This is a genomic window from Denitromonas ohlonensis (genome assembly GCF_007625205.1).
Classification (GTDB): domain Bacteria; phylum Pseudomonadota; class Gammaproteobacteria; order Burkholderiales; family Rhodocyclaceae; genus Nitrogeniibacter; species Nitrogeniibacter ohlonensis.
This window is the reverse complement of sequence record NZ_VMNI01000008.1, coordinates 58,366-79,556: the sequence shown is the minus strand read 5'-3', so window position 1 is coordinate 79,556 and position 21,191 is coordinate 58,366. Positions and strand designations below refer to the sequence as shown.

Annotated in this window: 6 protein-coding genes; all 6 read right to left on the bottom strand. The window is 65.2% G+C overall.

Going from position 1 to position 21,191, the window contains the following annotated elements; all coding sequences use genetic code 11:
- Positions 1-139 precede the first annotated feature (139 nt).
- The gene (locus FHP89_RS10100; RefSeq protein WP_144175796.1) at positions 140-472 is read right to left on the bottom strand and encodes an NnrU family protein; all 333 of its coding nucleotides are present in this window, start codon (positions 470-472) and stop codon (positions 140-142) included.
- Between the two features lie 171 nt (positions 473-643).
- Positions 644-1,231 carry a hypothetical protein gene (locus FHP89_RS10095; RefSeq protein WP_144175784.1) on the bottom strand — a complete coding sequence of 196 codons (588 nt, stop codon included), beginning with the start codon at positions 1,229-1,231 and terminating at the stop codon, positions 644-646.
- Between the two features lie 27 nt (positions 1,232-1,258).
- A complete protein-coding gene (locus FHP89_RS10090) occupies positions 1,259-1,720 on the bottom strand; it encodes a hypothetical protein (RefSeq protein ID WP_144175772.1) in 462 nt (153 codons plus the stop codon).
- 110 nt (positions 1,721-1,830) lie between these two features.
- A complete protein-coding gene (locus FHP89_RS10085; protein WP_186300236.1) occupies positions 1,831-3,015 on the bottom strand; it encodes a formylglycine-generating enzyme family protein in 1,185 nt (394 codons plus the stop codon).
- A gap of 587 nt (positions 3,016-3,602) precedes the next feature.
- A complete protein-coding gene (locus tag FHP89_RS10080; RefSeq protein ID WP_186300235.1) occupies positions 3,603-5,282 on the bottom strand; it encodes a ShlB/FhaC/HecB family hemolysin secretion/activation protein in 1,680 nt (559 codons plus the stop codon).
- 17 nt (positions 5,283-5,299) lie between these two features.
- A complete protein-coding gene (locus FHP89_RS10075) occupies positions 5,300-21,142 on the bottom strand; it encodes a leukotoxin LktA family filamentous adhesin (protein WP_186300234.1) in 15,843 nt (5,280 codons plus the stop codon).
- Positions 21,143-21,191: the final 49 nt, after the last annotated feature.

The window sequence follows — 21,191 nt, the reverse complement described above, 5'->3', positions numbered from 1 at the left end:
CACTCAATGGACATTGGGTCGTTTCGACCAACGGCATTGAAGCCACAAGTTGGAAATCGGTTCTTCAGGCAAATTCTTGAATACCGCGACTTCGGGGAATAGGGCACAGACCACGTTTTTTTCGCCCCTAAACCGTGGTCTATCCCCTATTCCCGAGCGTCGGATGCCGCGCAATGCGCTGAATGCGGCCGGGCAGATAGGTGGCGAGAAACAGCGGAAACACCGGCACGAGCAGCAGCAGCGCAAGGTGCCGCAAGCCCATCGGCGGCGCGTAGAGCACCACCGGCTCCATCCGCGCGGCGCCATAGCCATAAATGATGAGCACAAAGCCCGCCAGCGACACCAGCGAGTACACCCCCTTCCACCCCGCCTCACCGAAGCGGGCGTGCATCCGGTCGCGCCACGGCGCGTTGACGATGGATACCGAGTGCACGCCGAGAAACAGCAGCAGGCCAAGGATGAGCAGGGTCATGATCAGATCTCCGGATGCGGTTGCGTTCGACTGTGCTGGTCGGTTGTTGCACGGTCAAGACGGAAACTTTGTCGCCGTGAGCATGGCACCAAAGCGCTGGATTTTAAGAGCTGACCCCCGAGCCCGATGGGCTGGGACCAAACACGACGCGACCCTCGGGGTGAAACGACACTAAGTGCCGACGCCGTGATTTCTCCTGAGTGTTGAAAGCAAGAATACAAGAGCTGAGCTGATCGCGACGCAGCCAATGAATAAGCCAATAAAGAAAATGGAGCTATGGAACCATAACCCAATCAATGAGTTCGCCATTGCGTTTGCGGCAATCCCGGCTTTGCTAAATCGGTAGGCATTGACAAAGTCTGCATTTATATAAAACAGCAGAAAGATTGTAGTTCCGACAAAAACTGTCCCATTGACAAGTAGAATATATGGCTTGAATTTATGGGTGTTGGTGGTTGTCGTTGAAAGTATGCGATTGCTATTTTTCCAATCTGTTTTAACAAAGGAAAACAGCATTGAAAAAAACAGCGCGCTAAGAATAGCGGTCGGTGACATCAACACAAGATCTGGGTTGTTCGAGATCAGTGAAATCTGTTTGTATAGTGAAGGCTGGCAGAACGACTTCACAGCAAGCATGGTTTCGTGAAACACAGGTTCTGTGCTGACGTAACGAAAAAGAATGAGCTGGATAAAAATCAGGCATGATCCATACGCCATTCCGAGCAGCGTTGGGTTGTGGCGTTGATTGGTGGATTTCAAGACTTGACCTTCGATGGTTATTGCACCCTACATCCTGTGCGCCATGAGGGCTGCGAAAGGATAAGCAGTTGCACTAACAAGGATGCAGATGATGCCTTGCTCCCGAGTGAGCCAGCCTCGCGAAGCGACCGCAAACCGAAACCACCCCCAGACGCCACCGATTAGAACCACGGCGCCAGCAAGCGCCGACTGGAACGACGTAGAACTCATTCCGCCCCACACGGCGCCAAAAATGGCGGCGGAAAGAACCGCGACGACAGTGCTGGTTGGCGGTGCATCGACAGCGGAGGTGGACGACGGATGTGCCGTCTCCTCCCACACGATGCCAGCGAGCATCCCGAGTGCTGCGAAGGCGATCCCCTGAAGGCCGGAGAGCCAGGGGAACGCCTGAACCAGAAGAAAAGCGGTGACGCTGCTGACGACGAGGCACACGGCGACTCGCCAGTACAGCAGCAGATTGATAACACCCAATATGGCGTCGAGATTCATTGTGTGTGCGGTGACATTGTGTGCGTCATTCGGTTACACCATGCGGCGGAAGGCGCTTCGCTTTTCCGCCCTACGCGGGCTGTCTTTCCCGTCAAACGCGACATGTTGGGTTATGGAATGTCTCGAGCCAGCCGCAAGCCACGGTTAAACTGCCTACTGTTAATGTTTCCAAAACTTCGTTTTGATATGCGGAGAGAGTTTTCACATCCGTGGTAAGTATTTTGGAAGAGACCAACAACCCACCAGCTGCCACCGCGGACTGAGCTCAAGCATTCGTCGGGTTTATACGTTTCAGCCAGTTTGTCTACTAGCCCGCCGGCAGGTTTCCCCTGTTTGACTGCGCTCCCGTCAGCGGGTAGTGCTTCGTAATTATCCAAAAAACAGTCTTGAACATAAGTCGTTGGGCCTCCAGCCATGTCGAAGAGCCCAAATGAATTTGATTCATAGGAGCCTACAGGTTTCACTCCTTCCGTGCCACGAACGGAACAATTTCCTTTTCCCTCTTCGTACGTGTCACCCCAGTGGTAAGCGCCATCTTTCCCCCCACTTGCAGCCCACTCGTACTCAGCTTCAGTTAATAGGCGATAATTTTTATTTGTTACCTTGCGGAGCCAATCAGCGTACGCAAGAGCATCATGCTTGTTGATGCAAACAACTGGGTGGTCAAACGACTGCTCATAGCCTGGGAAAGCCCATCCGTGTTCTGAGCCCAGTTGCCAGAATATGCTGTTGAACAGGCAACCTTTGATGCCAGAGTCTGATTTGTATCCGGTTTTCTTTACGAAATAGGCAAATTCTCCAAGAGTAATTGGATTCTTTGAAACTAAGAACGGCTTTTTTATTGCAATTCTCTTTAGTGGCTTTTCATTGCTATCTGCTTTCTTGTCTCGCCCGCCAATAGAGAACTCGCCACTAGGTATTGCAACCATTTTTGGCGCGAAATGTTTATCCCAGATTTCAGTTGTTGATAAATAGAAAAAGGTCACCCTATCGTTGGCATCGATCGATCTGTCTTTCTTTGTTGCTTGTTCGGGAGCTTTATCAATGATCGATTTCAATTGGTTTTCATTGTCAGAATTTGACGATTGCCACTCCCCATATTCTCTTGAGCGCCGTTGAATCCAAGAGGTCGAGACACTTTCCAGTAGTTCAGTCTTCTTCTTTTGTGCTTCAGCAGTGATTTTTGGGTCCTCTGCGGGATTGAATGACGTACAAGCTGATGTAAATACTGCACATAATGTTAATGGAATTAACAGGACACGGGATTTAGCGCGATTCTGAACAGAAAGATGCATGGATAAAATCTCAGTCAATTGTTTGGCAAGTGAGTCCAGTCTGGAAATCGCATAGATTGAAACGCCGTGAAAAGGAGTGGGATCAGATCTCAATTCTGTTCGCGTAGATGGCATTCCGAGGTCATGGGACTCCGGGGGCAGGGTTTTAAACCCAACGTTCGAGCGTGTCAGATCGACTCGGATCAAGCGGGTGCTCAACCGATCAGAGTCAATCACTATCGTCGTAGCGGTAGCCACGACAAAAAAGAATATGCCTGAAGAATCGAGGCTCTGCCAGTCTCTTGGGGCACGATCGACCCGCCCTCTGCCGCGCCAACCGGAGGATGCGGCGGGCGGAAAGAGGGGCTTCGCTGTTTGAGCCCGCAGGGCGAGTTTGCGAAGCACCCCGCCCGGCGTGTCCGGAGGGCGGGGACCCCGAAGGGGCGCGAAAGTGGGCCGTGCTTCTTTGCCTAGCTTTCTTGCACGAGCAAGAAAGTAGGTCGCTCGCCGGGGCGAGACCCGGCCAACGTCCCGTCGCACCGCGACAACCGGTTGAGTCTCACCGTAGCGTTGGCAGAAGGCTCAGGCACGGCGCCCGCGCCGCCGCTTTAGTTCAACGCAATATTCAAAGACACATGCGCCCGCGGCCGCTTGTCATGCAGCTCCGCCGGATTCCCCCGCAGCGGCTGACCAATGACGATGCGCCCAGTCACTTTTTCGGAAAAGTCGAACAACACGCCAAAGCCAACACTGGTCAGGTAGTCGTCATGCGTGCTTTCCTTGAGGTTGCCCGGCCGGTAAGGCAGCGCCCCACCGTGGTCGATGAAGACGATGCCGTGCAGCGTGGGGCCGTCGGGGTCGGCGGCCTGGTATTCCTCGAGGGTGCGGCCGATGCGGAGTTCAGCGGAGACGAAGTAGCCGTTGCGGCCTGAGAGCAGGCCTTCGGAGAAGCCGCGCACGGTGTAGGCGCCGCCGATCTGGAACAGTTCGCTGGCGGGCAGGAAGCGGGTGTCCGACAGTTGCAGGCCGCCGCGCAGCAGAAGCTGGAAGCGTTCGGAGAGGCGGTCGAAGCGGGTGGCGCTGCCGCGGTAGTAGAGGAAGCCCTGGTCGCCGCCGAGGGCGGTGATGCCGGAGGCGAGTGAGTGGTCGACATACCAGGCGGTGTCGTCGCTTTGATGCTCGCCGGAGATGCCGGCGGTGAACACGCGCAGGTTGAGTTTTTCCTGCTCCAGGCCGCCGAAGGCGCTGGACGATTCGCGGGCCGAGAGGCGGCCGTAGACCGACCACATGTCTTCGAGCGTGACGATGAGCGGGTAGGTGAGGCCGGCGGTGAAGTCGCTGGAGCTGCCGGTGATGTCGAGCGGTTCGAAGGGGCCGTCGACGATGCTGATGTTGCCTTTGCTGGCCGAGAGGTCGAGGCGCAGGTCGTGCCAGTCGAGCGGTAACGAATAGGACAGCGCGTAGTTTTCGGAGCCCTCGGTGCGGGTGGCGAGGAACTGCAGGGTGTCGCTGCGGCCGGCGAGGTTGGCGAAGCGGGCGTTGAAGCCGCCGCGGGTTTGGCCCACGGTGTCGCGCCCGGCGTTGTCGAAGAACACCGAGAACTTGGTGCGTGGCGGCTCGACGGCGGTGATCTCGACGTCAGTGGTGCCGAACTTGCTGCCAGCCACCACACCGGCGCGCAGCTGGGTGCTGTGCAGGCGGTTGAAGCGCACCAGCGCGGATTCGAGCACCGGCACCGAGAGCAGCTGGTCGGCTTCGAGCGCGACGCGATCGGTGATGAAGGCCGGGTCGATGGCCTCGGCGCCATTGACACGCACATCGCCCACTTTGGCTTCGACCAGGCGGAAGCGCACCTGACCGTCCTTGACGGTTTGCGGCGGCAAGATGGCGCGTGCGGTGGCCTGGCCGGCGGCGGTGTAGAGCGCGTTGAGGGCGTCGATGGCTTGCTGCAGGTCGGCGAGGCTGACCGTCTGCCCTTCGAGCGGCTTGACGATGGCGTCGATCTGGCCCTGGGTCAGGATCTCGGAGCGGTCGATGAGGATCTGCTCGACGCGGATGGTTTTGGCGGTGCTGGCTGGCGCGGCCGGGCCGCCTTGCGGCACCGAGATTTCGGGCGCCACGGGGCGTTGCTGGATGCGTTCGTCACGCAGTCGCCGGTCGATTTCCTGTTGCTGTTGCTGCTGGATGGCGCCCGGCGATTCGGCCGTGCCGGGGGTTTGCGCCATCACCAGCGAGGTGGCCATCATCAGCCCCAGTCCTGCGGCTTGCCGCGTGATCGTTCCCTGCATTGATTGTCTCCCCATCCTCAAAGGTCTTCGCACGCGTTCGGCTCGCCGGGCTTGCCGCATTCGAACAGATCCGGATCGACGAACACCAGGCCACCGGCGGCGGTGGCGTAGTTTTCGGCGGCGCCGGCGGCTACGCGGTTGCTCTTGTCGTTCTTGGTTTGATGATCCAGCGCGTTGAGCTGGCCGCGGCTGCGCAGGTCGGCCACGCCGCCCGGGTTGCTGAACACCACCTTACGCGGATTCTTGGTGATGATGAAGGCGCCGATCAGCGCCGACTCGGGCGTGACCACCATGTCGTACAAGCCGCTGAGCGTAAAGGCGCGCACATCGAAGCCGGGCTGGAAGGCGCGGTTCTGGTGATCGACCCGTATCGCGAAGGCCGGCGTGTAGAAGGCGGCGTAGTCGCCCAGCTGGCCGTCGGTGACGGTGAACAGCGGGGTGGTGGCGGTGGTCTGGCTGGTGTTGGCAAACAGCGTGCCGATCGTCACCGAGCTGCCGCTGGCCAGATTGAGCGTGACGTCGCTGGCCATGCTGCCGCCCACGCCGCTGGCGTTGATCATCAGCGGCTGGGCCGGGGTCAGCGGGGTGGCGACCACGTCCATGGTGTCGGCCTGCAGGTCGAGTTGCGGGGTGCGCACTTCGACCGGGGCGCCGGTGCCGATGCCCTGCGGCGCGGTGATGAAGGCCGAGGTGGTGGCGACAATGTCGGGGCCGGCGGTGCTGCTGCCTGCCACGTTGCCCGTGCCGTCGCTGCCGGCGGAGATTGCGACCGTGTCGGTGGCGATCTGGCCGCCATCGAAGCGCACGTCGTCGCCGGCGGCGATATCGACACTCACCGGCGCGGTGACTGCGCCTTCGACGACCACGTCGGTCCCGCCGATCACGCGGATCTCGGTGCCGGCGTCCACCTGATGGAGGATCAGCGGCAGGCTCGGGCTGCGCAGGAAGGCGCCGGTGCCGGCGTTGGCGGTGAGGTAGCCGGTGTCGTCGGTGTCGCTCTCAAGCCGCGGTCCGAGGCCGATGTCGAGGAAGTTGCTGGCGCTGCCGAGGCTGCCGCCGGCGAGCAGGTTCAGCGTTTGCGAACGGATGTTGGTGTCGTCGGTGTTGAAGGCATCGACGATGGACCCCGGCGCGGTCAGCCAGATGCCGGCGCGTGAGAACAGGGTGTCGACCGCCAGATCGTTGCCGAGCTGCGTGATGAAGATGTCGCCGTCGGCGCGGGCGATCAGCGGATCGTTGTCGCCCAGTTGCACCAGCACCGGCTGGGTGGCGGAGCCGATGTCGCCCTTGGCCGATTCGAGGATCAGGCTGCTGGCCACGAAGGACGGCAGGCCGGCGCCGGCGCCATGCATGATGCTGCCGGCGGCCTTGAGGCGGGTCTCTCCGGTGGAGAGAATAGCGCCCACATTGACCGAGGTTTCGGAGGCGAGGAAGACATCGCCGGCCACGGCGTTGCCGGCGCGGTCGGTGACCGTGAGCAGACCGTTGCCACCAACGACCACCGGCTTGCGCTGGGTGACGCTGGCGATGCCGCCATTGATGCTCAGGTCGTTGCGCTCGGCAGCGGCCAGGGCGACCTTGTCGTCATCCGAGATGAGGCCCGGATTCAGGCTGAGGTCGATCATGCGGGTCAGGCCGGTCTCGCCAATGCCCTGGTCGGCCAAAAGCGTGACGCTGGTGCCAGCCACGTTCGGGTCCTTGAGCACCGGGTTGGTGTCGGTGGTCTCCTTGAGCAGACCCGGCGAGAAGGCGATGCCCAGCTCGTGCTCGCTCCACGACGAGCCCTTGAGTTGGGCGTCGCGTTCGGTCTGCGTGGCGGCGTAGGCAAAGCCGTCCTGATAGCCCACCGGGATGAGGTTCTCGTAGACCGGCGTGGCGTACAGCTTCTCGTGCAGGGCGCGGTACTCGTCGGTCTTGTTCTTGCTGTAGTCGCGCACCAGGGTGTCGATCTCGGTCTGCGTTTTGCCTTGCTGGGCCAGGCTGTCGCGCATGGCCGTTTCCTGCGCGGTACTCAGCGCCACCGTGTGGTTGGCGTCGAAGCTGCTCGGGTCGGCCTGCTGGTTCCGGATCTGCCAGTAGATGCGGTATTCCTGGCTGGCACCGGCCTCGAAGGCGGCGATGGCCGCTTGCTGCTTCTCGGCGTTCTTGGTGGTGTTTTCGAGCAGGGACAACTCTTCCCACAAGGTGAGCAGTTGCGCGTAGGTGCGCTCGTCGCGGGTTTCGAAGGGGTTGTTGTCAATGATGCGGCCCGGCGTGCGCACCTGCACGTCGCCGGTGGTCGAGGTGATGCTGGAGACCAGCAAATCGGCTCCGAGGTTGCCGATCCAGCTTTCGCTGTCGAGGAAGATGCTCTCGCGGGCGGCGGCGGTCACGCCGTAGAAGCGACGTTCGGCCAGGTTGCTGGTGAAGCCGGCCTTGATGCGGAACGGGTCGGTGGCGCTGCCGATGCTGCCGTTCTCGGAGACCAGCTCGATCTGGTTGCCGGTGACGCTGGACAACGGGCCAGCCATGCTCAGGTGGCCGTCGGCGGCGATCAGCACTTGGCCGAGGCCGGCGTTGGCCGCGCCACCGGCGCTGACGATGCCGATCGACAGATCGCCATTGGCCTGGCGCAAGGCCAGGTTGCCACTGGCCACCGCCGCGTTGAGCGTGCCGCCGTTGAGGTCGATATTGACCGGGTTGGCGTTGCTGCCGGTGGTGCCCACGCTGTAGGACGCCGCAAAGTTGAGCGTCTGGCCGGTGACCAGTGCGTCTTCGCTGCCCTGCAGGATGGACTGCCCGGCCTTGACCAGCGCCGGGTTGCTGGTGACGCCCACGCCCGGATTGACGCCGGCCGTGATGGTGGTGTCGCCGAAGCGGTTGTTGATCAGCCCGTTAAGGGTGACGTCGCTCTTCGAGTTGATGGCCACCAGGCCCGTATCCTGACCCGAGAACTCGACGTTGATCGGGTAGTCCGCCTTGAGCGAGAAGGTGGTGATGGTCTGCGTGCCGGTGCTCTGGGTCCACTTGGAGTGGTAGTCCTGCGCGATGCAGACCGTCCACCAGTTGCAGTCGGTCCACTCCTTGGTCTTGGTCCAGTGGTCGGAGGTGGTCCGGGTGTCGGAGGTGGTCTTCAGCGGTGTGCCGGTGAGGCTGGTGTCGCGCAGCAGGTAGGTGCCGTCGTCCAGCCGGCGGGTGCCGGTGGTGTAGGGGCCACGCTTGGATTCGACCGTGCCGGAGGGGCGGGTGCGCAGCGCCGAGATGCCCAGGAACTGCGTGCCCGAGAACTGCCAGTAGGTGTTGGTCGACTTGTCCGTGGCGGTGGTCCACACGTAGCGCAGGCCGGTTTGCGGGTCGTAGGTGGTGTTGCGGCCGTCGGCGGCGGTGGTGTCGGCCCCGGTGAAGCGGTAGTTGGGGTTGAACACGCTGCCTTCCCAGCGGCCGGTCTGGTCGAGCATGACCGTGTTGTTCTCGCGGGTGATGACGGTGTGGATGGCATCGCTGGTGCCGTTGGTGGTGTTCACCCGCTGGATGTCGGTGATGTCGATCACCCCGCGGACGCCACGACCGCTGCCGTCGGCATCGGTGCCGGTGCTCAGGTTGTTGACCACCACCGCGCGGTCGGTCGGGTTGGTGACCACGATCTGGCCGAAGCCATCGAGCACCTTCAGGCGCGAGGCGCTGCCTGCGGTGTTGAGGATCTGGCCGTAGAGCTGGATGTAGCCGCCCTTGACCGCTTCGCCGTCGAGCACGAAGCGCCCGCCGGTCACGCTCGGGTCGTAGCTGGCGCCGATGTTGCCGTAGTCGGAAATCAGCGGGTAGAGGCCGCCGAAGCTGCTGGTGCGCTGCGCCCAGCCGCTGGTGCCCATGTCGGTGTGGGCATAGCTGGCGTTGGCTTCGATGCGGTTCAGCGCGGCGTTGAACACCACCGCGCCGCCCGCTGCGGCCAGCGTGGAGTATTGCGGGCCGGTGCTGTTCTTCCAGTTCTCCACCAGGGTGTCGAGCGCGCTCTGGTTGAGGCCGTACAGGCTGGCCGGGCCGGTGAGCACCGGGGTGGTCGGCAGGGTGATGTTCCAGGTTTCGATGCCGCTCTGGACCAGGCCGTTGATGTTCAGGTAGCGCGCGCTGATGAACACGCTGCCATTGGCCACGATGCCCTTGCCGGCCGGCGTGCTCGTCTGGCCGCCCTGCACGTTGGCGGCCGGATCGCCCGAGGAGTGGTAGAAGCCGTCGACAAAGCTCTGCACGAAGTCGCCGTTGTCGGCCTGCACGTCGACCTGCGCGGCGCGGATGTCGCCATCGACGTAGATGCTGCCGGCCTGGCTATACACGCGCACCAGACCGAGCGGGTTGCTCACGTCGTCCGAGAGCTGGATGTCGGGCGAGGGGGCGGGCAGATTGGCGTTCTTGGCGCTGTTCGGGTCGTAGTTGCTGATCACCTCGATCTGCGGCAGGCCGGCGCCATTGTTGTGCTTGGTCTGCAGCGTCAGGCTCGGTGCCTGGTTGTTGAGGTTGATGCGGCGGATCTCGTTGTTGTCGTTGATGAGGAAGCCGTTCTGACGGATCTCGCCGCCGCTGTCGCTATCGACGGTGAGTTTGCCCAGCACGAGGAAGTCGGGCGTGTTGTTGACGATGCTGATCTTCGCGTCGCCCGGTGCGCGCAGCGCGCCGGTGCCCGTCAGGTTGTCGGCGGTCACGTCGATGTTGCCCAGCCGCACGGTGATGTCGTCAACATGCATGAAGTCGGCAATCGGGCCGTTGGCGGGCACATCGGACAGGCCGGGCAGTTGCGCTTCGAGCGCCACCAGGTCGGTCTGTGCCGTGCCCAGATCGGTTTCATAGCCCTGCACCGTCGTGAGGTTTCCGGCCACCGTCGTGCTGGCGCCGGCCACGGTTGCATCGGCGCCGTTGATGCTGCCGGCCAGGGTGCTCACGTCGCCGCGCAGGCTGGTGTTGCTGCTTTGCAGGTTGGTGACGGCAGCGACCCGGCTACTGTCGGCGCTGCCATTGGCAAAGCGGCTGCGCAGGGTGCTCTGCAGGCTGTTGATGGTGGTGTAGGTGCTGTTCAGCGAGCCAGCCTTCTGGTCGAGCAGGGTGCTCTTGGTGGCGATGCCGGCCAGCAGGCTGTTGGCGGTGCCCAGTTCGCTGGTGGCGGCGCTGCGGTCGGTGTCGTTGAGCGCGCGCAGGGCGTCGATCTGCGACTGCGCGCCGTTGGTGGCAAGCAGCGTGTCGATCTGGCTCTGGCGGCTGGCGATATTGCCCAGCAAGGTGTCGATGTTGGCATTGCTGGTGGCCAGCGAAGTGCGGTCGGCGCTGAGCTGGCCCTGCAAGGTATTGATGTCGCTGCGCAAGCTGGCCGCCGTACCCTGCTGGCCAATCAGGTTCAGGTAATCACCGTCGGCGGCGTTGAAATTACCCATGCCGGCGAGGTTGGTCTGGATGGTGGCGTTGTTGCCGTTGATGCTGTCGGCGCGCAGCACGACCGTGCCGGCGTCGGTGGTCAGTGTGGTCTGCGCGGTCAGTGCGCCGTCGGTGGTGGTGGTGGCCCCGTCGGTGGTCGATACGATGTCATTGCCGAGGCTGTCGATCTGCGCTTCTTTCTGCGCGATCTCTTCGAGTTTCACTTCTTTCGGGCTGGGGTTGTTCCAGTTGCCCGTGTTGAAGTTGGTGCCGTTGGGGTCGCCGCTGGCCAGGCCGAGTTCGACCAGCTTGAACTGCAGGAACTTGATCTCCGACTCGTAGGCGCCCACGGCCACCGGGTCGCCCGAGTACTGCTCCATCAGGCTACGCAGCTTGTCGATGCGCTTCTGGATGTTGGCGGCCAGGCCAACGGCCGGATCGATGGTGTAGTTCACCCCGTCGGTCTTGCTGACCTTGAGGCGCCACAGCACGCGACCATCGGTGCCGGTGACCGGCGAGGCCACCACGTTTCCGCTCGCGTCGACCAGCTCGTATTCGAGGGTCAGCGACTCGAAGCGGTGGATACCGGCCAGCGCGGAGCCCTCGATCTGCGCAGTCGAGCTGCCGCCGACCACGGTTTCGCCGCCTTCGATGTCGAAGGACACGTCGTCGCCGCCAAAGGCATTGCTGATGCCGCTGACGATGCCGGAGGCTGCTTCGCGGTAGATGTCCTTTCCGATACCGACATGGTGGGCGTCGATCTTGCCCTTGTCGGCGGCCAAGGTGATGTCGCCGGCCGTTTCGATGGCGGCGGTGCCCAGCAGCTGCACCGAGGCGTTGCTGGTCACGGTGGTGCGCGCATCCGGATCGGAGTTGATCGGGAAGGCGGTCTTGTTCCACAGACGCACATCGGAGTCGGCCTCGATATCCGTGCGGGTGCCGTCGCTGGCCTGACCGCCGCCCAGATGCACGCCGCCCTGATCGGCCAGCAGCCGTGCGCCGGACCTGACGATGGCGGTGTTGTTGCCGGTCCAGGTCGACCAGGCCTCGCCCATCGGCGCGCCGGCCAGACCGTAGGTGTCGGACGACGAGCGCGTGTCGAGATCGACCCGCGAGCGCGTGCCGGCGGTGATGTCGCCGGTGTCGCTGGTTACCTGGGCGCCGGCGCCGAATTCGGCCGTGGCATTGCCGGTGGCCGTGAAGTGGGTTTCGGTTGCCGCGACAGCGACCAGACCGCCCGAGTCGAGCTTGGACTTGTCGTGCCCGATGACGTCGTTGAAGGCATCCATGCTGAAGCTGCCTTCGCCCAGTGCGGGCATCAGCCCATGCACTTGTGCGTTCTGGCCGATGCGCGCGACGGTGGTGAGCGTGACCGTGCTGCGGCTGCTGCCGGCGGCGGCGTTGAGCGCGCCGCCCGAGCCGGATTTGATGTTCCAGGCAGCGGAGTCGGCGTTGGTGGCTGCGTCTGCCGCCACTGAACTGGCGCCCCACCAGAACTTGTGGGCGCGGTTGTTGGCGTCGATGTCGACATGGTTGGCATTGATGCGGCCGTTGTCGGCCACCGTGGCCTCCACCGTGCTTTTCACCGTGTGGCGGGCCTTCGAACCGCTGGCGCCGACCGCCGAGGCCGACACGCTGTCCACCTTGCCGTTGAACTGGGTGGTGTGGTCGGCGGTGAGCGTGACGGTGCTCGCGTTGAGGCTGTGTGTCGCGTCACCGCTGCCCACGCGTGCCGAGGTGTCGCTCTCGCTGAAGGTGCCCACACTGGCGGCCGAGCCCGAGATCAGGCCGCCGCTGCCGGAGACGGCGGTGGCAATGTTGTCGTCGGTGCCGACGGCGGTGACGCTGATCAGGCCGGTCAGGCCGCCCAGACTGGCGACCTGTACGCCGTTGCCGAGGCTGGCGTGGGTCTCGGTGTCCGAATTGGCATGGCCGATGGTCGCACCTGCGGCGAGCACGCCGCCGATCGACACGCCGGTCACGTCGGTACGCTGGCGGGTGTTGTTGGTGGCGTCCACATTGACGTTGCTGGCCACCACGAGCTCGCTGTTGTCGCCGAGCTTGGCGTCGACCTTGCCGTTGTTGTTGCTCTCGGCGTAGGTGGCATTCACCCCGGCGAGCAGGCCGCCCGCTGCGCCCAGCGCGTAGGCCGAGGTGCCGCTGCCGAGGATGGCCTGGGTGGCGGCGATGCGCACTTGATTGGCGGTGATGCGCGCACCCGCGCCGATGGCGGCGTCGATGTCCGGTGCGCTGGTGGCGGTGGCGATCGAGGCGCCAATACCCACACCGCCGGCCACATTGACGCCGATGGCGTCGGCGTCGGCGCTGCTGCGGCCGGTCGCGTTGACGTTGGTGGTACCGCTGACCTTGATGCGGCTGTTGTCGCCGATCATGGCGCTGACGGTTGGAGTCGTCTTGGCGGTGGCCACCGAGCCGCTGGCCGCCAGACCGATGCCCGCCTTGCCGGCAATCGATTCGGCTTTGGCGGTGGTACTCGAATCGGCGGTCACGGTCAGGCTATCAACCGTGTTCACCGACTGGCCGGCTAGCAGGTTGTCGCCTGCGCTGGCGGTGGTCGAGCCGCCCAGCGTGGCGGTGGCCACCGAGGCGCCGACGGCCGCGCCGCCGGACACGCTGACGCCGACCGCTTCGCTCTCGGCGGTGCGGTCGTCGCTGGCCGAGACGCTGACGCCGGTGGCGTCGACAATCTGCACGCCGTCGCCGATGGCGGCGCGGGTGGTGCTGTTGTCGGTGACGATGGCGACCGCCGCGTCGGCGGCGAGGCCGCCGTAGCTGCCGGCAAAGCCGGTCAGGTCGCTGACGGTTTTGGTGTGGGCGCCTACCGAAATGGCACCGCCGCTGTTGAGTGTGGCCAGTGCAGCCACATCGGCCGCCGTGCCGGCATTGACCGCCACGACGCCGACGCCGACGCCCAGACCCACGCCGCCCACCGACGCACCGCCGGCCAGCACTTTGACGTCGATGTCCTGACGCGCGTCGATGTCGATGGCGCCGCCGGTGGTGATGTTGGCGTCGCCGATGGTGGCGGTGGTGCCGGCCGTGTTGGCGCCGGCCAGATCGCCCGAAATGCTGACCCCGGCGCGCGCCGTCTGCGATTGCGTGCCGGCGTTGCGAATCCGCGCATCGTCCGAGCCGGCGAGCAGGCTGTTGATGCTGCCGTCGCTGGCCTGGTCGTCGGCGTAGCTGTTTACATCACCAAAGTCGCCGCTGTCGGACTTGAGCTTCTTGCGCCCTTCGGCGTCGAGGCCGCTGCCCACGCTATACACCGAGATGCCGCCGGCGATCGCGCCGATGCCGCCCGCGGCGCTGACCGTGATCGAGTCAATGTCGGCGTCGGTGAGCGCGTTCACATCCACATCGCGCTTGGCCGAGACCTGCGCGTTGTTGTCGATCAGGGCGGTGGTGTCGTTCTTGATCGTGCCCACATCCACGCCGCCGGCCGCGCCGACGGCGCCGCCTGCCAGCGAGCCGGTGTAGGCGTCGAGCCTGGCGTGGTTCTTGGCGCTGACGTTCACATCCTGCGTCGCGCTGCCGTTGGTTACGCCCTGGTTGATCAGCGCGCCGTTGCCGATGACGGCGGTGGTGTCCGAATCCACACTGGTGACGGTGACCGCGCCCGACACGCCGGCGTAGAAGCCGCCCGCGCCGCTGGCCGCGACCGAGAACAGGTCTTCGCTGGAGTTGGCTTCGACCATCAGGCCGGTGATGGCATCGCGGTCGGTGAGGTCGTTGCCCGATAGCGCCTGCATGCTGGCGGTGTTGTTGCCGCGGGCATTGACCGTGGCGCCCACGCCGACGCCGGCGGTGGTGTCTTTTTCGATACGCGTCACGCCGACCGCGCCGCCCACGCCAGCCGCGCCGAGGCCGACCGCGAGGGTGCCGTCGACCACGTCGGTTTCGGTGTGATCGGTGGCGACAATGCGCACATTGCCGTCGGCATCGACCACCGAACCCGTGCCGGTGGTGGCGCTGGTGACGTTGGTCATCGACAGCACCGAGGTGGAGCCAGCCACGCCGACCGTGCCGCCCACGCCCAGACCGGCGGCGATGGAGAGGATTTCTTCTTGCGCGCTGGCGATCACCGACACGTCCTTGCGGGCACGCACGTCGGCCGAGTCGCCCACTTTGGCGGTGGTGGTGTGCTTGGCCACCAGCACGTCGGCGGCGGCGCCGATGCCGACCGCGCCGGCGCCCGAGGCGGAGCCGGCGATGCCCATCTGGTAGTGGTCGTTACCCGCCGCGACGAGCACCGACTGGCCGGCGGCGGCGCCGGTGCCGGTGTTCTGGTTGATCTGCGCGTTGTCGGCGATGTCGGCGGTGGTGTTCGTGGTGATGACGTTCACATCGCCGGCCAGGGTGATGGCGGCGCTGCCCGCGGCCGAGCCGGTGGCCGAGATGGTTTCGATGTCGTCCTGGTTGGTGGCGGTCACCGCCAGGCCCTGGAAGCCGGTGGCGGTGCCACGGATGCCGGTGCGCTGGCCGGTGAGGGCCTGGCTGTCGCTGCCGTCGGGGTTACTGGCGGCGGGGGCGCTGATTTCGCCCTCGTCGGTGCCGTTGGCGGTGTAGGTGGTGTCGAAGCTGCCGTCGGCCACGGTGACGCCGGTGGCCTTGCCGAGCGCGTCGACGGTGGCGCCGGTGCCCACGCGGGCGGTGACGGTCTTGTTGATGATCGCCACCGCGGCCGAAGCACCCACGCCCGCGCTGCCGCCGAAGGCGCCGTTGCCGGCGATCATGTCGATTTCGTTGTCGTCATCGGCCGAGACGATCACGTTGCCGTCGCTGTGCACCGTGGCGCCGTCGGCGATTTCGCTCTTGGTGGTGACGTCGACCACATACACCGAGGCCGAGCCGGCGATGCCGGCCGAGCCGCCGACCGACAGCGAGGCGGCGACCGAGGTGATGTCCTCTTCGCTGCGCGCCTCGACGGTGACGGTGTCGTTGGTTTTGACGTTGCCGGCCACGCTGGCGGTGGTGGTCTTGCCGATCAGGCCGACGTCGGCGCCGGCGCCCACGCCGCCGCTGCCGCCGAAGGCCACCGCGCCGGCGACGCCGAGCAGGGTGGTTTCGTCGGAGGCGCGCACGGTCACGTCCTGCGTGCTGCTGCCGTCGTCGAGCGGGTTGATGGTGGCGCCGCTGCCGATGGCGGCGGTGGTGGTTTCGGTCAGGTCGGTGACGGTGGCCGAGCCCGCCACGCCGGCGCTGCCGCCGCCCGAGCCGCCGGCGGCAATGGTTTCGATGTCTTCATGCGAGGTGGCGGTGACGGCCACGCCGCGGGTGGATTCGGTCAGCAGCGTGCCGGCGCTGTTCTTGTCGCCAGTGGGCACATCGATGGCGCCCCGCTTGCCGCGACCGGTGGCGCTGCCGTCGATGCGTGCTTCAACGGTGTTGTTGGTGATCAGCACCGAGGCCGAGGCGCCGATGCCGGCCTTGCCGCCGCCGGCCACGTTGCCGGCCAGGCTGAAGAGGTCGACATCATCCGAGGCGCCGACATGCACGTTGCCGTCGGCGATCGCCGTCGAGCCGGCGTCGATGCTGGCTTTGACGGTGTTCTTGGCTTGCACCACCGTGGCCGCACCGGCGACGCCGGCTTTGCCGGACACCCCGCCGGCGGCGGAGATGCCCTCGATGTGGGTGCTCGAATCGGCCTTGACGGTGATGTCGCCGGCCGTCGATTCGGCGTTGGCGTTGTTCTTGAGGCGGGCGTCGACGATGTTGTCGACATCGTTCCAGGCGAAGGTCACGCCCACGCCGGCCGAACCGGTGGTGGCACCGAGCGCGCCGGCCAGGCCGAAGATGCGCGAGCTGTCGGTCGAGAGCAGCGCGATGTTGGCGGCGCTGTCGACGCCGTCGCCGCCGCGGGTGCCGGCGATCCAGGTCTTGGTGCTGTTGTCGATGGTGTTGATGGTCACGGCCGCCGCGCCGGCCATGGGGCCCTTGCTGGCGCCGATGGCGGCCGAGATGGTGTCGATGCTGTTGTCGGTGGTGGCGGCGACCGAAACCAGCCCGGTGGCGTCCACATCGCTGTTGGCGATCCAGCTCTCGGTGTCGTTGTCGAGCTGGTTCCAGCTGAAGGACAGGCCGATGCCGGCCTTGCCGCCAAAGGCGATGGCGCCGGCGATGGCGCGGATGGTCGAGTCGTCCAGCGCGGTGAGGCCGACCGTGCTCACGCCGGTGAGCAGCACATTGCTGAGGTAAGTCTTGGTGCTGTTGTCGATGTCGTTGATCGACACCGAGCCGGCCACGCCGACCTTGCCCTTGGTGCCGGCGATCGAGGCGGAGAGCGTTTCGATGGTGCCGGTGGTCTTGGCGTCGGCGGTGAGCGGGCCGGTCAGCGTGAGCGTGGCGTCGTCGGCATAGGCGGCGGTGGTGCCGGCGAGCGAGTTCTGCGCGTAGGAGCCGGCCAGCGCGTTGCCGCTTTGCTGGGTGGAGATGGTGACCGCGCCCGAGAGGGCCGACAGGGCGAGGGTGTTGGTGGCGTCGAGGTCGAGCGCGGTGGCGGCCGAGATGGTGGCGCCATCGGACACATAGGCCTTGGTGTCAGCCGTCACGTCGTTGATCGACACATCGGCTGACACGGCCACGCCGAACTTGCCCTTGCCGGACTTGCTCGCCGTGCCGCTGCCGCCGCCGTCCTGCGTATCGCTGGCGCCGGCGGGCATGTCGGTCTGGGCCTTGCTGTCGGTGGCGAGCGCGCCGGCGACCGAGTAGGCGCCTTGCGAGACTTCCGACACGGCGACCAGATTCACCTTGCCGGTGGTGCTGATGTTGCCCAGCGCCGGCACGAGGTCGAGGCCGAGCGGGTCGAAGTTGCCGATATAGGCGGCCACGTCGGAGACGATGGTGTTCACCGACACCGAGAAGCCGATGCCGACCTGGCCCTTGGTGGCGACTACGCCGCCGGCCACCGAGATGTTCTCCAGATCGCCCTTGGCATTGACGGTGATGTCGTCGCCGGCGGCCACCGTGGCGTCGTCGTCGATGGCGGCCGTGGACGTGTTGGTGAGGGTGTTGATCGACACCGCGCCTTCCACACCGACCGCGTCGGAGCTGCCGCCGGCCTCGGTGACGGTGACCACGCGCTGGATGTTGGTGGCGTCCACGTCGACCGCGTTGGCGCTGTTCACTTTGGCGTTGCCGCGGATGGTGGCGCTGGCGTTGGTGTCGATGCTGATCAGCCCGGCGGAGCCGCCGAGGGCCGCCTTGCCGCCGCTGGTGCCGAGGAATTTCTTGGACAGGATGCCGACCGCGCCGGTGAGGCTGATGTCGTTCTTGGCGCTGACCTTGACCGACTGCGTGGCCAGGCCGGGGATGGCGGTGTAGCGGGTGTTGATCTGCGCGCCTTCGTCAATATAGGCGGTGGCGTTGTTGTCGAGGTCGAACAGGTTCACGCCCACGGCCAGGCCGATGCCGCTCTTGCCCTTGGCTGAGTTGATCGAGTAGGTGGTGAGGAACATGTCCAGCACGCCACCTTGCAGGAAGTTCAGGATCTCGTCCGGATCTTCCCAGTCGATCTGCCAGGGGTAGGGCACATGGGTTTGCGCGTCGACCAGCAGCGCGCCCTTGGCGTCGACCGTGGCGCCCTTGCCGATGAAGGCATTGGCGGTGTTCACAAAGCTGCCATAGGCCACCGAGCCGCCCACGGCCGAGCCGGTGGAGCTGGTCTTGGCGCCGGCGCTGGAGCTCGGGTCGTCGGTGACCTTGGCGGTGACCGAGATGCCGCCCGCGGCTTTCACGTCGGCCAGCGGCGCGATCGAGGCGGTGGCGGTGTTGTTGCCGGTGGTCCACGCCACCGCACCGGCGGCGTTGAACTTGCCTTCCTTGATGCCCGGGAAGAGGAAGCTGGTGAGGCGGTCGGCGGTGGTCGGGTTGATCTTGCCGGTGGCCTTGAGAATGCCGCCCACCACATTGCGCTGGATGCCGGCCTTGAAGTTGGTGATCTTGGCCGAGATTGACGACGGGTTGCCCAGCGTCGCCGCGTTGGCCGAGTTGCCCTCTTCGATGTCGGCATTGGCGGTGACGCTGACGTCGCCGGTGGTGGCTTCGGCCGTGCCGCCCAGGGTGGCGGTGGTGGTCGAGGTGGTCTCGCTGATGGCCAGCGACAGGCCGACGCCGCTGCCGCCGGTGTTCTTGGCGTCGGCGGCGGCGTTGATTTCGGCCTCGGTCTGCGCGTCGACGCTGATCGAGCCGCCGGTGGTCGTGGTGGTGTCGCCGACTTCGGCGATTGTGGTGATGTTCGTGTTGGCGCGCACAAAAGTGGCGTCGACCGGCTTGTTGATCGAATTGACCGTGGCGGTCACGTCGATCTCGGTGTTGGTGTGGGCCTGCACCGTCAGTGCGCTGGTGGCGGTGATGTTGGCGGTGCCGACCACGCGGGCGCGGGCCTCGGCGGTGGATTCACCCCACGCCGCCGAGAACAGGAAGGGGCTGCTGAAGGTGGGCTTGGCGGCCGAGTCGGCGTCGGCGCCGATGGTGACCGTGTCGGTGCCGATGATCAACGACGCGCCGTCGATCAGCGTGGTGGCCTTGGCGGTGGACAGCGCCACCAGCGGGACGGAATTGAAGTCGAAGAGGTTGTCATCGAGTGCGGTGATCAGCGGGCCGTCGGGGTCGGGCAGCCAGCTCTGGTCGAGCAACTTGGTGACCGTGCCGAGGATTTTGTAGGACAGCGACGTGGTGGCGGTCGAGGTGATGTCGATCGTGTTGCCACGGATCTCGCTCTTGATGGCGCCGCTGTCGCCGATGGTGGTGGTGGCGGTAGCGATTTTCTCGAAGCCCGAGCGGGCGCCGGCGTGGCTGCTGATGCTCACCTTGCCGCTGCCGGTGACTTTGCTGCCCAGCACCGTGGTGGTGGCGGTGGCTTTGGTGGTGACGCTGAGGAAGGCGCCGCCGATGCCGTCGATCGGGTCGTCCAGCTCCTGGTCGATCTGGCGCTGGGCGTCGGCCACGCTCAGCGCCGGGTTGTTTTCGAGCAGCTCCTGCACCAGCGAGGTCTCGGCGGACGAGCGGATGGTGATGTCCTTGCCGGTGACGGTGGCTTCGGTCAGCGACACGCTGGCGTTCACATCGCGGTTGGCGCCGATGGCATCGAGCGTGCGGCCTTCGACCGTGACGTCGCCGCCGGTGTGGCCCGGTGTGGCATGGGCGAGCAGACGGCTGCCGGCTTTGAGCTCGACATTCGAGGCGCGCAGCGTGAGGTCGCCCGAGTCGCCTTGCGAGGCGTCGGTGGCGTGGTTGCCGGTGGTGGGGTTGGCGATGTCGCGGGTGGAGATGGTGATGTTGTTTTCGACGGTGATCGTGTCGTTGGCGATCAGGGTGAAGTCGACACCGTCGGTGTAGGTGTTGGCGGTGACTGCTTCGATGTTGTTGGGGTCGATCAGCACCGAACCGCGCTTGCCGTTGGTGGCATTGGCTTTGAGCGCGCCGCCTTCGAGGCGGACAGTGTCGGTAGCCGAGAATTCGATGTGGCCGCCGTCGCCGGAGATCTCGCCGCCGCGGGCCGACAATTCGCCCTGGGTGGCCAGCGTGGCCGTGCCCTCGGCCCACACGCGGATCTTGCCGCCGTCCGAATTGGCGCCATGGCCATCGGCCGACACCCGGCCGCCGTCGGCCACGGTGATGTCGCCGCCGGCGTCGATACGCACCCGGCCGGCGGCTTCGCCCGCCGCGCCATCGGCCGAGACCAGACCGGCGATGTTCACGGCATCGGCCGCGACGATGCGCACGGTGTCGCCGTCCTGCAGCATCTGCGCGCCGGCTTCGAGGCCGTCGATATTGACCAGTGCGCCAAAGCCGGCATGCGCTGCCGCGCCGGCTTCGATGCGGGCGCCGCCGACGATGCTGACGTTAGCGGCGGCCAACTGCACCGCACGCGCCGCCTTGACCGAACCCTTGACCGTGATCAGGCCGGATTCGGACAGCGGGATCTCGCCACGCAAGGCCTGATCGACCGCTGCGTCGTCAATCGCCCCGCCCGGGCCGATCAGCCGCTCCATATAGGCCGGTGTCGGCGTGGCCACGGTGAGGCTGCCCACGTTGATCTGCCCTTGCGCGCCCACGACCATGCCGTGCGGGTTGAAGAAGAACACGTTGCCGCCGATGCGCCCGTCTTTGTAGGCGTTCATCACCCCGTCGATCTGGCTGCGTTCGTTGCGCACCAGATTGAGCAGGTTGGCGGTTTGCTGCGGCAGGTGCAGATTGACCGTTTGCCCCGAGCCGATGTTGAAGCGCGAGAAGGAGTTGAAGGCGTTGTTGCCTCTGACCGTCGCCGTGGTGATGTCGGTGACCGCCCCGGCCTGCGTCAGCGTGGTCGCGGTGCGCCCGTCGGTGACGATGCCGGGTTGTCCCGCCATGGCCATCGGGGCCGCGAGCAGCAGCCAGCTCGAAAAGGCATTCAGGAAGGCGCAGCGGCGCAATACGCAAAGATATTGACGACGCAGATAGGTCAGGGCCCCTTGACTCACGGTACTTCTCCCGGTTGGTGCATCGCGGGGGCGGGGATGCTGGCGCATC

Excerpts from the sequence above, each read along its gene's own strand:
- FHP89_RS10100 (WP_144175796.1), bottom strand. The coding sequence starts at position 472 with ATGACCCTGCTCATCCTTGGCCTGCTGCTGTTTCTCGGCGTGCACTCG.
- FHP89_RS10090 (WP_144175772.1), bottom strand. The coding sequence starts at position 1,720 with ATGAATCTCGACGCCATATTGGGTGTTATCAATCTGCTGCTGTACTGG.
- FHP89_RS10085 (WP_186300236.1), bottom strand. The coding sequence starts at position 3,015 with ATGCATCTTTCTGTTCAGAATCGCGCTAAATCCCGTGTCCTGTTAATT.
- FHP89_RS10080 (WP_186300235.1), bottom strand. The coding sequence starts at position 5,282 with ATGCAGGGAACGATCACGCGGCAAGCCGCAGGACTGGGGCTGATGATG.